Raw genomic sequence first — 15,602 nt, 5'->3', positions numbered from 1 at the left:
ACAAATATCGAAATCGTTCCAGAACACCTACGGTTTCAAAACTTTCGGAAATCAATTGCTGCGCCAGTGTTTGAACGGGGTATAGCCAATCACCAATAACCACAAATCCTGCTGCAATCAGCGCGCATATCACAACCGCAGAAATGTGCCGAAGTAATTTCAAAATTCAAACCACTCGCTCGCGTGGTCTTGGGCAGCGACTTTGACGCGGCGTTCGGCGTCTTGAAAAAATAGTGAGCCGCGTTCGCCAAGCGATTGCAATGCCGCTAGTCTCGCAAGCTCCGGGTGATTGCACTGCTTCGATAGATGTGCAAGCACAATATATTCCGCCTCGCCGTCGAAATCTTCTTTCAACCATCTTGAGGTTTCATCGTTCGACAGGTGCCCGGTTTTACTGGCTATGCGTTGTTTCAAATGCCAGGGGTAAGGACCGACTTTCAGCATATCGCGGTCGTGATTGGATTCAATGACAATCATTTTGCAACCGAGCAGTTTTTGCGCTACCAGTTGCGTGATATACCCAAGGTCTGTGACGATGCCAATTTTCACGCCCGCCGATTCAACCGTGTAAGCAAAGGTATCAATGCCGTCGTGGGGAATCGTGAACGGGTGAAAATCGAGGCTACCGATTTGAAAAGGCTCGCTTGAAGTAATGACCTGTCCCCAACGTATATCTTCGGATTTGCCACCAAAATTGCTCATCATTCGCGTCTCTTCGGAAATGAAGACCGGCGCGCTGGCGGTTTTGGAAAACACCCGCACGCCTTTGATGTGGTCGGCGTGTTCGTGGGTAACGACGATGGCGTTGATGCGTGTCGGGTCAATGCCCGTTTCGGTGAGGCGTCGCGCCGTCTCCTTGGCAGAGAGTCCGACGTCAACGAGCGCGCGGGTTTCGCCCGCTTCAATGTAAAGCGCGTTACCGGAACTGCCGCTGCCAAGAATGATGACTCTCATCTTTTAAGGTGATGAGTAATGAGTAATGAGTAATGAGCGGGGAGTATTAAACTCATCACTCATCACTCATCACTCATTACCTGAGAACTAAACCGTAAGCATGTCTTCTGCGATTTCAAAATCTTCGAGTTGCCCGATGGCGGTCATCGCCAGACCATTTCCGTTGAAAACCTGATTGGCGATGCGTTGCACATCATCGGCAGTAACTTTTTCAATGCGTTGCAAAATTTCATCAAGCGAAAATTGTTTGCCGTAAAAAATCTCCTGTCGCGCCAGGTTGCTCATGCGCGCCGAACAGGATTCCAGGCTGAGCATAATGGAAACTTTCAACTGGTCTTTGGCGCGTTGCAACTCATCTTCGGAAACCGCTTCGACTTTGCATTTTCTGAACTCTTCGATACTCAAACGAATCGCTTTACTCATCCGCTCAGGCGAAGTCGCCGCGTACATCGACAGGCAACCGGCATCCGTGTAAGAACTGACACCCGCGAAAACCGAATAGGCAAGCCCATGCTCTTCGCGAATACTTTGAAAAAGCCGCGAACTCATGCCGCCGCCCAAAATCACTGCAAGGATGTTGACGCCATAACGGTCTTGGTGAAGTAGCGACGGGCAACTGGTGCCTAGCACGAGATGCGCTTGTTCCAGCTCTTTATTAATGGTGATGCGCGGCCAGGCAACGGTTGGCGAGGTTTTATTCAATTCAACCGTCGTATCCGGCAAATCGTTGAAATAACCGGCAACCATTTCGACAAACTCTTGATGTTCGATATTGCCTGCGCCCGCGACAACCAGATTGCGCGGGATGTAGACGCGTTTGAAATGTTCCATCACGCGAGTGTGATCAAAGGTCGCCAGCGTATCCGAGGTTCCTAAGATAGAGCGACCCAACGGATGGTTAGGCCAGAAGTTGGCATTGAAGACTTCGTGCACCAGGTCATCGGGCGTGTCTTCGACCATGTTGATTTCTTCGAGCACGACTTTGCGTTCGCGGTCGAGTTCTTCATTTGCAAATAACGGCGCGGTCACTAAATCGGCGAGCAAATCGAAGGCGCGCGGAACATGCGCGTCCAAAGCGCGAAAGTGATAACAGGCGACTTCGCGGCTGGTGAAGGCATCGACATTGCCGCCGATGGCATCGCCTTCAACGGCAATCTGCCGCGAATTTCTTTTCTGGGTGCCTTTAAATAAGGCATGTTCGATGAAATGTGAAATGCCATTGAGTTCCGCTTGTTCGTGGCGCGACCCTGAGCGCACCCATATGCCTACGGAAGCGGAACGAACGTGAGCCATTTTTTCGGTGATGATGGTAAGACCGTTTGCAAGATTGGTCTTTTCAATAGGACTGGATTGTACTGTCATATAACTCCTAAGACGTGGATGCTAGCACACGCTTTTCGTCACACGCAAACAACTGTCCGAACCCACAACCGCCGCAAGAAAATTGTAAGGTTAAAGGTGTATGCGAAGATCCAATAGCTGGGTTTGAAGTTTTCTGCTGGAAGCCCTTGAGATTTCTTATTTCAATTTGAATTCCCCAGCGGATTGAGCGGATGCGGCGGCTAGGCGCAGATTGCTTGAATCACTGAAATTTGACCGATAATCATCATCCGCTTTAAAAATCCGTCTTCATCCGCGCAATCCGCCGCATCCGCTGGGAATGTCCATTAATAAGAAGCACATTGATTTTTCGTCGATGACTGATATACCCCAAATCTGCTGAACGATTCTCCCGCTTGTCACTTTCCAAACCGGCAAACTATAATTTTTTCTTACTTGAGCATCTTGCATTAAATTTCCGTGCATCAGATACGAGTAACCCGGAGGCTTCTCTTAAACCAAAAACTTATGAAACGCGCCATTGTAATCTCACTTCTCGTCACCTTTTTCGTTGCTTTAACCAATGCTTTGGCTTTTTCACAAAAGCCACCAACCCAGGACAAGAAAAATGATGACAAACAAATCGGTATCGGCATTACCGAAGTGCGTCTGCCGATTACTGTAAAACGCAAAGCCAAATTCCTGGGCGGATTGGCGCAATCGAATTTTGAAATTTACGAAGATGGTAAAAAGCAGGCGATTAACAAATTCGTATCGCCCAGCGAATTGCCGCTCAATGTCGGAATTTTGATCGACACCAGCAACAGCGTAAAACTCAAACTGCCGGTTGAAAAAGAAGCCGCCGATGATTTCGCAGCTACGGTTACTTCTTATCGTCGAAAGGATAGAGTTCTGGTCGCCAGTTTCGATTCCGATGTCGAATTGCATCAGGATTTCACGGCTTCGCTGGAGCAGATTTCCAAAGCCATTAAACAGTTGAAAGCCAGCGGCTACACTAAACTGTTTGACGGCGTCTATCGGGTCATTGAAGAGAAAATGGCGACGGTTCCCGATAGCGAAGCGCGGCGAATTCTGGTGATTCTTTCGGATGGCGAAGATACCGCAAGCGATAAAAGCTTGAAAGATGCCATTGAAATCGCTCAACGTTTTGATGTGACGATTTTCGGAATCAGCACCAAAAATTTCACCGGCACCGGCGCGGGCACAGTGGCAGCAGACCCCGATAAAGAATTGGAAATGCTTTGCGAAGCCACCGGCGGACAGGTCTTCCTGCCCTCGCAAAAGGCTGAATTATTCCGTTCGTTTACCGAAGTCGCAGAAGATTTGCGCCGCGAATATGTGGTCTATTACACGCCGAGCAATCAGGATAAAACCGGCAAAGAACGCAAAATCAAAGTCAAGCTCCTCAATGCTGAGGGCGACCTTTATCACAAGCAGGGGTATGTTTATTAGTCATTCGTCAGTTGTCCTTTGTCATTAGTGATTTGTCAAGCCTTCTACAAATGACCAATGACCAGTGACCAATAACCGGAGTTGAGGTTTTTAAAGGATGAAAAAATCAATCGCTGTCATCGTATTAGTTGCCGTCATCGCACCTGCTTTATTGGCTCAGGGGCAAAAATCACCAACCAAGCCTGCGCCGAAATCTTCTGCGGCGGATGCGCAGAAAAATAAACCTGCCACTCAACCGCCGCAAAAAACCGACGCGAAGCCCGAAGAAATCCCTACGAGTGATGAAGTGGTGAAACTCGGAGCCGACCTGGTCAATCTTTTTTTCAGCGCCGTCGATAAAAACAATCGCATCGTGAGCGACCTTAAACAAGAAGAGGTCACGATTTTTGAAGACGGCAAACCGCAAACCCTTTTCGCATTCAAACGCGAATCGACGCTGCCAATCAACATCGCCATCCTGATGGATTTGTCGGGCAGTCAGGAATACACTTTCCCGAAAGAAAAGACGGCGGCGAGCGAGTTTTTGCGCTCGATTATTCGCCAGGGCAAAGACTCTGCGGCGATTCTCACCTTTCAGGATGACGTCGATCTGGTGCAGGGGCTTTCTTCGCGTGTGGAATCTTTGCAACGCGCTTTGGATGAAATTCAATACTCGCGCCGGTTCAATAATGCCTCAACTCGCAGACAGGCGACTGCGCTCTATGATGCGATTTATGTGACCGCCGATGAAATTCTGGCGCGTGATGAATATCGCGCGCGCACCACAGATGATTCCATCGTGCGCCGCGCGATTATCTTGCTTACAGACGGCGTTGATAATGCCAGCAATCGCAAACTCGACGATGCCATTGACCGCGCCTGGAAAGCCGGGGTGGTGATCTATTCCATCGGCATCGGCGACCGTTTCCGCTTTGAAGGGGTGCGCGAAGATGTCTTGAAACGGTTATCGGAAGAGACTGGCGGACGCGCCTATTTTCCGCAGGGCGCGGATGATTTAATGGAAGATTTTCGGCAAATCGAAAACGAAATGCGCAGCCAATACCTGGTGGCTTACACGCCATCCAACCCCAACCGCGACGGCAGTTTTCGTCGCATAGAAGTTCGTGTGAATAATCGTGACGATGTTCGTTTGGTGCATCGTCGCGGCTATTACGCGCCGAGAGATGAAAAGAAATGAAGTATCAGAAGTTTTTAGTCATTGCAGGAGTGTTATTTGTGGCAGTGCTGTTTTCATCGCTGTCCATTACCAGCGCCAATTTCAATCCACAATCCGAGAAAAAAAATCAGGAAAATAAAAACCAAAAAGCTGACGATAAAAATAAAAAATCGGATGATGAGGACGACGGTCAGATAATCAAACTCGGCACCCAACTGGTTACCGTGCCGTTTACGGTTACGGAAAAATCGAATCGCTATGTCAACGATTTGAAAAAAGAAGACCTCGAAATCCTCGAAGACGGCAAGCCGCAACAGGTTGAATCGTTTGACCGGCAAACCGATGCAGCGCTCACCATCGCCATGTTGATTGATATTTCAGGCAGCCAGGAATTTACTTTGCCGATTCAAATTTCTGCGGGGAAAAAATTCTTTGAGAGAATTTTGCGCCCGAAAAAAGATTTAGCCGCCGTGGTGACTTTTCAACATGAATCCGAACTGGTGCAAGACCTGACTTCAAATATGCAGAAACTGGAACGCGCGCTTGATGACGTTCGCATACCGGTTGCGCCATCGGCAATCCCAAGCGGCAGAGGCACGCCACCGATCAACGGCGGTTCACACATCGGCGCGACGGCGATGTACGATGCGATTTATTCAACCTCAGGCGAATTGCTCAGCGGTGAAGCCGGACGCCGCGTAATTATTTTGCTCACCGACGGGCAGGATACCGACAGCCACATCAAAATGCGCGAAGCCATCGAAAAAGCCTGGCGACATGAAGTGATCATCTACACCATCGGCATCAGCGGCTCGACGGGCATTGCTTCGGGTGATTTGAAGAAGATTGCCAGCGAGACCGGCGGGCGTTCATTCGTGCCGCGCAGTGAAAAGGATTTGGATGAAGCCTACGCACAGATTGATGAAGACCTGCGTTCGCATAATATCCTGACCTATCAATCATCGAACGAAGCCCAGGACGGGTCATTTCGCACGATTGTTGTGCGCGTCAAAAATCGCAAAGATTTAACCGTGCGTCATCGTCGCGGTTACTTTGCCAAAAAAGAAGGCGCTTAGCTTAGGAGAACCAATGCCAGTCATTCAAGTGCAAGCGAAACTTTCCGCAGACGAGCTTTTGCAAGCCGTGGAGCAATTGAGCACTCAAGAGTTGGATAAATTTGCCGGAGAGGTTTTGAAAGTTCAGGCACGCCGCAAAGCTCCGCGCCCGTCAAAACGCGAATCTGCACTATTGCTCAAAATAAAAGAGGCATTCCCAAAAGATAAACAGCGGCGGTACAACAAACTGTACAGTAAACTACAAGAAGAGACCATCACTGAAAAAGAGTATCAGGAGTTGTTACCATTAGTTAAAGAGCAAGAGCAATTAAACGTGCGCCGTCTCGAAGCCTTAATAAAACTTGCTCAAATTCGTCAGGTTTCAGTGGATGAGTTGATGGATAGTCTGGGCATTAGACCTCCGGCTTATGTCTGAAAAGCGCGTCACAGTTCAGCAAAAACGGTTCGTAGAAAAACGAGCAAAAAGTATTGTGAGTATTGTTACAGCCCTGCCAATTACTCACTATCTTCTTTTGCCGTTGAGCATATCAAACCTCGACAACAGGGCGGCAAAACCGTTTTGGCTAATCTTGCCTTTGCTTGCCAAGGATGTAACGGCTATAAACATGCCAAAATTGGCGGCTATGACTTCCAAACAGGGAAAGTAGTGCCACTATATAATCCCAGAAAACAAAAATGGAAGAAACATTTTGCATGGAATGGATTCGACATTACTTATCGGATTGACGGCTACGGGAAGAGCAACAATAAATGAATTGCGGTTGAATCGAGAAGAAGTAATAAATCTACGCAGGTTGCTGATTGCAGCAAATCTACATCCGCCGCAAGAATTTAATACCGATGACGAATAATTTGCTTTTATTTCGCTCTGCCAATCACCGAAAGTAATCTGCCGACCTTCATCGGTTCACCACCCGCTTCCAAACGATAAGAGAAGAACAGGTCGTTTCTCGCCATCGTGCAAAAGGGGGCAACGAAAATTTGTTCTTCATCAAAGCCGCAGAATTTCAATTGTTGAACATTGGCGGCGCGAACATCCAAATGGCATTTGCCATCCGCTTTGAAATTCACCAGCAATTCTTTCCAGTAGCCGAACTCTTTTTTATAACGGTCGATGACCTCTGCGCCGACTTCATAAAACTCTGCCGAGGCGCACGGACCAATCGCCGCGATGCAATCACGCGGGTTTACGCCGAGGCGCATCAAATCGGCAACCGCGCGTTCGACGATGCGCCCCGCGGTGCCACGCCAACCGGCGTGAATCGCCGCCATCGCCTTCGATTTCGTATCGGCAATCAACACCGGCGCACAGTCGGCGGTTTGCACGGCAAGCAAAACGTTTTTCAGTTTCGACACCAGCGCATCACAACCCGGCGGCTCTTTTAAGGCTTCATCTGCCGAATCAATGAAGCCTCTTTCAGTCGAGTGGGTCTGTCGCATGGTGATGACGGGCATCCCCTCTGCGCCGATGGCTTCAAGAAATCGATGGCGATTCTCTTTGACGTTTTCCGGCGTGTCGCCTTTAAAGTTCGTCAGGTTGAGGGCATTTGCAGGAAGCGAACTCACGCCGCCAAGCCGGGTGCTGAAAGCGTTCAAAAAACCGGCTTCTTCCATTGGTTCACAAACGATATAGGCAATGCGCGCGATGCCATCCGCTGTTTCGATGTCGCGTTGACGCAGCGAAAATGCTTCTTCGTTTGAAAGAGAAAAACTTTCTTCGTTCGACAGTTGTGCCTGTTCAATCATCCCGACTATCCTAACGACTGGCGGCAAACTCGCGCAACATCATAAGCAATTGTGACGTACCGCAATTTGACACCCCTTTACGCCCTGTCTTACTTTATCGTTTTATCTTTTCCCTGAAAGAGGCTACTGATGCTTGATGTCATTTACGTTCGCAATAATTTTGAACTGGTCAAACAGAAACTCGAAGCGCGCAATTTTCCGCTTGATGCGCTGAGTGAATTTAATGAACTCGACTTGCGTCGCCGCCAGTTAGTTACTAAACGCGATGATTTAAACGCGACGCGCAATCGCGAAAGCCAGGAAATCGGCAAGATGATGAAAGCCGGGCAAAAGGAAGAAGCCGAAGCCCGTCGCGCTGCGGTTCGCGAACTGGTCGAACAGATCACCGCAACCGAAAGCGAAGTCACACACGTTGAAGAAGGGCTAAGAACTTTACTGGTCAACGTGCCCAACCTGCCGCACGACAGCGTTCCGGTAGGCGTAGATGAATCGGCAAATCAAGAAATCAAACGTTGGGGCGAACCGCGCCAATTCGGCTTCACACCATTAGATCACGCAGACCTTGGCGTGCGGCTTGGTATCGTCGATTTTGAACGCGCCGCGAAAATCACCGGCGCGCGTTTTGCCATCCTCACCGGACTTGGCGCGCGACTCGAACGCGCCTTGATTAATTTCTGCCTGGATTTTCACACTAAAAAACATGGCTACACGGAAGTCTTGCCACCGTTCATTGTCAATGCCAACAGCTTGTTTGGCACCGGGCAATTACCCAAATTTGAAGGCGATTTATTCAAACTCACCGACGACCGGAATTTTTATTTGATTCCCACTGCCGAAGTCCCGGTGACCAATATTTATGCCGATGAAATTTTGGACGGCGCGAATTTGCCAATTAAAATGACCGCCTATACGCCATGCTTTCGTTCGGAAGCCGGAAGCTACGGCAAAGACACCAAAGGCTTAATTCGCCAGCACCAATTCGATAAAGTCGAACTCGTCAAAATCACCAAACCCGAAGAGTCTTACGAAGAACTCGAACAGTTGACGCGCAACGCCGAAGCGATTCTTGAAGCATTAGGTTTGCCATATCGCACGATTGTGCTATCGACCGGCGATATGGGATTTTCGGCAGCAAAAACTTATGACATCGAAGTCTGGTTGCCGAGTCAGGGAACCTTCCGCGAAATCTCTTCGTGCTCGAATTGCGAAGCCTTTCAAGCCCGCCGCGCGCAGATTCGCTTTCGTCGTGAACCGAATGCCAAACCGGAATTCGCGCATACCTTGAACGGTTCGGGCTTGGCAATCGGTCGAACGTGGTTAGCAATTTTAGAAAACTATCAACAGGCGGATGGCTCTGTTGCTGTACCCGAAGCCCTGCGCCCTTATCTGGATGGATTGGAAATCATCAAATAATTGCGGATTTTCCAATTGCGGATTGCGAAATGCGGATTGCGGATTGAGCGCCGCACAAGTGGTCTTTGATTGCGATTCCTTACGCGGTCAAAGACCGATTGCTCAACCAAGTAAGTCATAACGACGTAGTCAAAGACCGCTTGCTCAACCTCAGCGAATTATTTTGTAAGCCGCTCTCAAATAGAAGTTCGGCGGCTTTGTGTCGATAGGTGGCAAATAAAATTATGCTCAATGATACTGATCATGATAGTTACTTACTTTCATGGAAAGGTCCGCTAGTTTTACAAGGTTGTGAAGGAGAGTTGTTTTTAAAATCTCCAGTAGTTGAGCAATCAGGAATTTATCTTTTTACTGTTGAACACAATAATGGGTATTTAATCTATATGGCTGGCTGGACTACAAGACCCTTTAAAAAGCGACTTAAAGAACACATAGCCACTTATAGAAAAGGAACCTATACAATTTTTGATCCTGAGAGTTTGCAAAATGGTAAGAGGGTTGAACTTTGGCATGGTATGTGGATGGGCAAGTCTACGAATACTCCTGAAATGAAGCAATTGTTTCACTCTCGTTATCAAGAACTGGAACTTCCAATAGAATCTTTGCTTTCTGCTTTTCGGATATTTCTTGCTCCTTTGAACACTGAACGTAGAAGTCTTGCAAGAATAGAAGCAGCCATTATGAATTTACTTTATTCAGCAGAAGAACCTATTAGTACCATTCCAGATAAAGGTATGGCTCTTGCTCCTCGTTGGATCGAAGAGAAACCGTTTTTAGTTAATAGTACCTCTACAGTTCTTTTATATGGGTTACCTGAACTTTTTGAAGCGTAGAATATCTTGCACCTTTAGTCACTAAATTTAGCGTTAGCGATGGCAAGTCTATGTTTGGTTGTCGGGGTTAAATATTTAAGTGAAGGTGAATGAGTTGGCAGCGGCAATCCGCAATCCGCAATCCGCAATTGAGAAAGCGGCGCCATCATGCGTCGTACCGGAACTTAAAAGAGTAGAGAGGGTTCTTCTTCGTTAGGTTTTGCAACAGACGTTGCACTATTGTTCATCCGCGCAAAGAGGTGAGGTTCCTGCCGCGATTGCGATGAGCAATGTGCGAATCATTCGTGCAAACACCGGTTCCGCATGATGGCTCCGTAAGAAAGCACCTTAACAAGTGCCTCAAGCTTCCGTACTCAACCAGAGCAACGAGTGTGCCATTTTTACTCGGCAGCAAAACCTCAATTATTACAGGCATTTTAAATCATTTTTATTTTATGCCGCGAAAACCTCACATCACTTTGACCTTTTTGTATCGGCGAATTATCTTCTTTTGACCGATTCGGAATTGGCTTGTGTTCATCCCATTTATTTAAGGAGAAATTATGCGTTCACGCTTTCAGTTGGTCGTTGCCACGGCAACCGTTTTTCTGCTCATCGCTTCATCCGCACTCGCCTCTGCATTGCAAAAAACCACCGCGCCCGACTTCAACAAGGCGCGGGATGAAGCGGTGCAGATGCTCGCGGGTTTCGTCAAAGTTGATACCAGCAATCCGCCGGGCAATGAAACCAAAGGCGCTGAGTACCTGAAAGCCATATTCGACCGTGAAGGCATCGCTTCGGAAATTTTTGAACTTGAAAAAGGGCGCGGCAATATTGTGGCGCGACTCAAAGGCAACGGCAAAAAGCGCCCGCTTCTATTGATGGGGCATATTGATGTGGTCGGCGTTGAACGCGATAAATGGACGGTTGATCCGTTTGGCGGGGTTATCAAAGACGGTTTTATTTACGGGCGCGGCGCATCCGACGACAAAGGCATGACCATCGCTTGTCTTGAAGTTTTTCTGATGCTTCATCGAATGAAGATGCCGCTTGACCGCGATGTGATTTTTCTTGCTGAAGCCGGTGAAGAAGGCACGACCCGCGTCGGCATTGATTATATGGTTAATGAACATTGGGACAAAATCGAATGCGAGTTTGCCTTGAACGAAGGCGGCGGCATTCGTGAGGTCGGTGACAAAGTCATCAGCGTCAATGTTGCAACCACTGAAAAAGTCCCGCGTGGGATGCGGCTCATTGGGCGAGGAACGAGCGGACATGGGTCGGTGCCGCGAATGGATAATGCGATTACCCATCTCGCGGCGGCAGTCGCTAAAGTCGGCAACTGGCTCGTGCCTATGCGACTCAATGAAACCACTCGCGAATTTTTTAAACGTCTCGCAAAAATCAGTTCGCCCGAAGATGCTTATCTGTTTACGCACCTTGAAGACCCGAAAGTACAGGAAAAGCTCTGGGCTAAATATCCGCAATATTATTCGATGATTCGCACCTCGATTGTGCCGACGATTATTAAAGGCGGCTTTCGTTCAAACGTGATACCGGGCGATGCCGAAGCGACCCTCGATGTGCGCGCGGTTCCCGACGAAAACATTCCCGCACTGGTGGAAAGTTTGAAAAAGCTGATTGACGACTCGACAGTTGAAGTGGTTGCGCCGTCAGGACGCGGAAGACCCGCGCCCGCGCCATCAGGGGTTACGACAGAAATGTTTCAAGCCCTCGAACGCGCACAACAGAAAATGTTTCCAACCGCAGTGACGCTTCCGAGTATGCTTACAGGCGCGACCGATTCGGCGCAACTGCGCGCCAAAGGGGTGCAGGCTTACGGACTCGGCAGCGTCGTTAATGACCGCTTCCCGACAAATGTTCATGGCAACGATGAACGTTTATCTATCGACGGCTTAGGCAAATTCGTCGAATTTATCTGGCGCGCAGTCGTTGATGTCGCAGGCGCGAAATGAATGAAAAGTTAAAAGGCAAAATTAAAAAGACAAAAGTTAAAAGTTAAAATACCTCCGAATCCTTTTGTGTCTGCTCACCACACGGTTGTTGCTTTATTGCAACAGTCGAACTCTCTCATCTGTGATTAAGTCCTTATTTTTCCGCAGGCATCACTGCTTTTTTAACTGGTACAATGGTTGCCTTATCGTTGCTCTATATTTGCAGGTAAATTTAATTTCAAGAGGCACTGATTTGATTCATCAAACGACGCTTGCGAGTGCAGTTTCAATTAGCGGACACGGATTGCACACCGGTGAAAAAGTTAATCTCACATTAAAACCCGCTCCCGCCTACACGGGTTTTGTTTTTCGCCGCACCGATTTGAACAACTTTGAAATTCAAGCCGCGCCGCAATATGTGGCGCGTGTGAGTTATGCCACGACCTTAATGAAACAGGGCGTCATGATTGCCACTGTCGAACATCTGCTGTCGGCGCTTTCCGGTTCGCATATCGATAACTGCATTATTGAACTCGATTCCCTGGAAGTGCCGATTCTTGATGGCAGCGCCGAACCGTTCATTGAACTGATTGAACAGGCAGGCACGGCGACACTTGAAGCGCCGCGCCAGTTTCTTCGTATCCTCAAGCGCGTCGAAGTTCACGACGCCAATCGTTGCATGAGCATCAGCCCTGCCAATCAATTTTCCATCTCCTGTCTAATTGAATTCCCCCATGCGATGGTCGGCACCCAACGCCGCACTCTGGAAGTGGTCAACGGTCATTTCGCCAGAGAGATTGCCGCCGCCCGCACTTTCGGATTTCTCGCCGAAGTCGAAGCCCTGCGCGATGCCGGGTTGATTCGCGGCGGCGGATTGGAAAACGCCGTAGTGCTCACACCCGAAGGCGGCGTGATGAATTCGGAAGGTTTGCGCTTTGCCGACGAATTTGTGCGTCATAAAATTTTAGACATCATGGGCGACCTCGCTCTATTCGGTATGCCTGTGCTCGGACACGTTGAAGCCGAACGCACCGGGCATGGCGTCCACACGGCGCTCGTCTCGCGCGTCCTGCATGATGATTCCGCCTGGGAAATAACCGATTCATTAGGTATGGCTCTCGCCGTTTAAATGCGCTAAACTGCACCAACCCATTAGAGATAAACTGACAGCCCGTTTGCGTCTCTTGCGCTGAGCAACTAAAGATGAACTGTTGTTACCTGGAAGGCGTTCAATAAGCGGAGTAACAGGTGGAGAGTGACAAAAACCGGCCACAGTTGTTAGACTTCTAAATTAGAAACTGCTGGTCGAAAGCGAGCGGGCAGTATATGCAACATATTCAAGAAGAAAAAATCTTTTCAATGCTTGAACGCGAAATGCTCCTCAAGCGACTGGCGCGTGAATTTGGCAACCTGTCCAAAGAGGCGCAAAATCTCCCGGCTTATTTGAAAGCGGTTTTTCTCCCGGATAGACCTGAACTCTGGTTGCCGCGCAGTTTCGTTCAACGTGTTCTCGACGTTTTCAAACACCCGATTCAATTCCTCAAAAGCGCCTTCAGTTTGGATGTCATCAATCTCGGCTACATTTATAAACCCGCAGATAAAGTCGCAGCATTTACTACAGATGTGGCGCTCATAGATAAACCCGTCAAACGTCGCCCGTTGAAAAAACTGCTGGTGCTTTCAACCGTCGTGCATTCCGTAGCCATCATTTATCTCGGCTACGTTCTAGTGATGTCGATTATTGCGCCGTACAAAAATATGCGCGTGGTAAACAAAGCCTATCGCCAGTATGATGAAAAACTGGTCGCGGTGCTGCCGCCGCGGTTGAAACTTCCCAGACAATCGCTTGAAAACACCATGTCGCTTGATGAAATACGCGAGCGTGACCGCAAGCGTCGTGAAGAGGAAGAACGCCGTCGTCGCGAGGAAGAAGAGCGCCGGCGTCGTGAAGAGGCGCGCAAGAAAGCCCAAGAAGAAAAGCAGGCTGAGCTTGCCAAAGCCGAACAGGAAGCCAAAGACAAAGCCGCAGCAGGTGAACAGGCTAAAACTGATGACCAGAAAACCGATGAAAAGCCCAAATTCGGCGAAATCAACGAAGCGCCAATCAAAGAGGTCTTGGGGCAAATCTATGCAATGAATAAAGTCGGGTTCATCAACGTGGATTCGACCAATTTATATTTGCGGCTAACCTTCAAGATTGAAAAAGACGGTTCCATTTCAAACATCGCGGTCAGCAAATCGTCGGGCAATAATTACGTCGATGTGCAGGCAAAAAAAGTGCTGTTTTTACTGGGCGAATCCCACGCGCTTGGGCCGCTGCATATTCTTTCGTCCTGTTCGATTGAACTCACCTTGACCAAAGAGATTGCCAAACTTTCCATCTTTGCCTTCGCGCCGTCTGCTGATGAAGCGAAAAATCAGGTTGCATTATTAAACACACTGGTCTGGGGCATTCGCAATTTCGGGAAAAACGTCAGCCCTGACATCAAAGAGGTTTTAGGAAAATTGAAAGCTTCAAGCAGCGGCAATCGTGTCGAAGCCAACATTACGATTTCCAATGACCGCGCAGGGGAATTGATGAAAAGTAAATTCGACAAGCCTTCGGGTACGCCTTGACATTCCACCGTCAACCATTGAGCCGCCAGGCGGGGAAATTCCAAATGGCGGCAAAATCCATACACAACGAATACAGATTCAATAAACCTTCGGTCTCATTTCCCGACTAAATTTTGAAGCGCAGGCGCAAGGCTGGCGTATTTGAATTTGTAGCCTGCGGCAAGCGCGGTTTTCGGAATCGCCCGTTGACTGGCGACTAACACGGCTGCCATTTCGCCAAACAGTAACTTCAACCCCAATGCCGGAACCGGGATGAAGGCGGGACGATGTAAAGCTTTGCCAAGTTGTTTGGTAAATTCCGCGTTAGTCACTGATTCGGGCGCGACGCCGTTTATCGGTTCATTGAGCGTCGGCGTATTGAGCGCAAAAATATACAATCCGACGATGTCATCAAGATGAATCCACGGGAACCATTGACGCCCGTTGCCGAGCCTGCCGGCAACTCCCATCTTGAATGCCGGAAGCATCTTGGCAAGCGCGCCGCTTTCGGTCGCTAAGACCACGCCCGTGCGAACTTCAACGACGCGAATGCCGAGTTCTCTGGCGCGTCCGGCTTCGGCTTCCCAGGCTTTGCAAAGGTCTTCGAGAAATCCCGAACCGGCTTGGGCGCGTTCGTCAAGCTCTTCATCGCCCCGGTCACCGTAAATGCCGACTGCTGAACTGCACAAAAAAACGCTCGGTTTTGAGGACGCCGCGCGCATCCCTTCAACTAAATTTCTGGTGCTGACCAGACGCGAATCGCGTATGCGTTTTTTCTTTGCATCCGTCCATCGTCCTTCGGCAATCGGTTCACCCGCGAGGTGAATCACGGCATCAATGCCATCGAGTGCAGCATCAGGCGGCGGGCAGGAAAGCGTGTCCCAGGCGTGCATTTCATCAACCGCTAAACCTTTGACCTTTTGCGGCGAACGCGAAAGTCCAACGATGATATGCCCTTCACTTTTGAGCCGCTCGCATAACGCTTTGCCGATTAGCCCGGTCACCCCGGTCATCAAAACTTTCATCCGTAGTCTCCTTTGTCGCGTGGCGGTTTTGCGATTTCATTCCGGGACAATTCAAGATTCAGGTCTAATTATGTCTA

The 15,602-nt window shown here is 49.0% G+C and carries 14 protein-coding genes; 10 read left to right on the top strand and 4 right to left on the bottom strand.

Annotated elements, in window-relative coordinates:
* Positions 1–159: 159 nt before the first annotated feature.
* Positions 160–954 carry an MBL fold metallo-hydrolase gene (locus AB1757_00810; protein ID MEW6125574.1) on the bottom strand — a complete coding sequence of 265 codons (795 nt, stop codon included), beginning with the start codon at positions 952–954 and terminating at the stop codon, positions 160–162.
* Positions 955–1,041: 87 nt separating this feature from the next.
* A complete protein-coding gene (locus tag AB1757_00805; GenBank protein MEW6125573.1) occupies positions 1,042–2,316 on the bottom strand; it encodes a pitrilysin family protein in 1,275 nt (424 codons plus the stop codon).
* A gap of 486 nt (positions 2,317–2,802) precedes the next feature.
* Here AB1757_00805 and AB1757_00800 point away from each other — a divergent pair, with 486 nt between their 5' ends.
* From AB1757_00800 to AB1757_00780, 5 genes are all read left to right on the top strand, one after another.
* Complete coding sequence (locus AB1757_00800) at positions 2,803–3,747, top strand: VWA domain-containing protein (GenBank protein ID MEW6125572.1); 945 nt, start codon at positions 2,803–2,805, stop codon at positions 3,745–3,747.
* Positions 3,748–3,844: 97 nt separating this feature from the next.
* Complete coding sequence (locus AB1757_00795) at positions 3,845–4,924, top strand: VWA domain-containing protein (protein MEW6125571.1); 1,080 nt, start codon at positions 3,845–3,847, stop codon at positions 4,922–4,924.
* Entirely contained in the window at positions 4,921–5,979 is a 1,059-nt protein-coding gene (locus AB1757_00790; GenBank protein ID MEW6125570.1) for a VWA domain-containing protein, read from the top strand. Before AB1757_00795 ends, AB1757_00790 begins: the two co-directional genes overlap by 4 nt.
* Positions 5,957–6,394 carry an STAS/SEC14 domain-containing protein gene (locus AB1757_00785; GenBank protein MEW6125569.1) on the top strand — a complete coding sequence of 146 codons (438 nt, stop codon included), beginning with the start codon at positions 5,957–5,959 and terminating at the stop codon, positions 6,392–6,394. The genes AB1757_00790 and AB1757_00785 overlap by 23 nt, the downstream gene beginning before the upstream one ends.
* A 111-nt stretch (positions 6,395–6,505) precedes the next feature.
* Positions 6,506–6,733, top strand: a complete 228-nt coding sequence (locus AB1757_00780) for an HNH endonuclease (GenBank protein MEW6125568.1) — start codon at positions 6,506–6,508, stop codon at positions 6,731–6,733.
* A gap of 104 nt (positions 6,734–6,837) precedes the next feature.
* On the opposite strand, the gene pgeF is transcribed toward AB1757_00780, so the two are convergent.
* A complete protein-coding gene (pgeF, locus tag AB1757_00775; protein MEW6125567.1) occupies positions 6,838–7,725 on the bottom strand; it encodes a peptidoglycan editing factor PgeF in 888 nt (295 codons plus the stop codon).
* A 129-nt stretch (positions 7,726–7,854) separates the two neighbouring features.
* Between pgeF and serS the strand changes: the two genes are divergently transcribed.
* From serS to AB1757_00750, 5 genes are all read left to right on the top strand, one after another.
* On the top strand, positions 7,855–9,138 hold the full coding sequence (serS, locus tag AB1757_00770; GenBank protein ID MEW6125566.1) for a serine--tRNA ligase: 1,284 nt from the start codon (positions 7,855–7,857) through the stop codon (positions 9,136–9,138).
* A gap of 209 nt (positions 9,139–9,347) precedes the next feature.
* A complete protein-coding gene (locus AB1757_00765) occupies positions 9,348–9,971 on the top strand; it encodes a hypothetical protein (GenBank protein MEW6125565.1) in 624 nt (207 codons plus the stop codon).
* Between the two features lie 542 nt (positions 9,972–10,513).
* Entirely contained in the window at positions 10,514–11,926 is a 1,413-nt protein-coding gene (locus tag AB1757_00760) for a M20/M25/M40 family metallo-hydrolase (GenBank protein ID MEW6125564.1), read from the top strand.
* A 232-nt stretch (positions 11,927–12,158) separates the two neighbouring features.
* The gene (gene lpxC, locus AB1757_00755) at positions 12,159–13,034 is read left to right on the top strand and encodes a UDP-3-O-acyl-N-acetylglucosamine deacetylase (GenBank protein ID MEW6125563.1); all 876 of its coding nucleotides are present in this window, start codon (positions 12,159–12,161) and stop codon (positions 13,032–13,034) included.
* Positions 13,035–13,231: 197 nt separating this feature from the next.
* Positions 13,232–14,521 (top strand): hypothetical protein, encoded by a 1,290-nt coding sequence (locus tag AB1757_00750; GenBank protein ID MEW6125562.1) that lies wholly within the window; start codon positions 13,232–13,234, stop codon positions 14,519–14,521.
* A gap of 95 nt (positions 14,522–14,616) precedes the next feature.
* Here the strand turns inward: AB1757_00750 and AB1757_00745 are convergent, their stop codons facing one another.
* Positions 14,617–15,525, bottom strand: coding sequence for a TIGR01777 family oxidoreductase (locus AB1757_00745; GenBank protein ID MEW6125561.1), 909 nt, complete (start codon positions 15,523–15,525; stop codon positions 14,617–14,619).
* Positions 15,526–15,602: the final 77 nt, after the last annotated feature.

It is taken from the genome of Acidobacteriota bacterium (genome assembly GCA_040754075.1).
In the GTDB taxonomy this organism is placed as follows: Bacteria; Acidobacteriota; Blastocatellia; order UBA7656; family UBA7656; genus JBFMDH01.
This window is presented reverse-complemented; position numbering and strand designations above follow the sequence as displayed.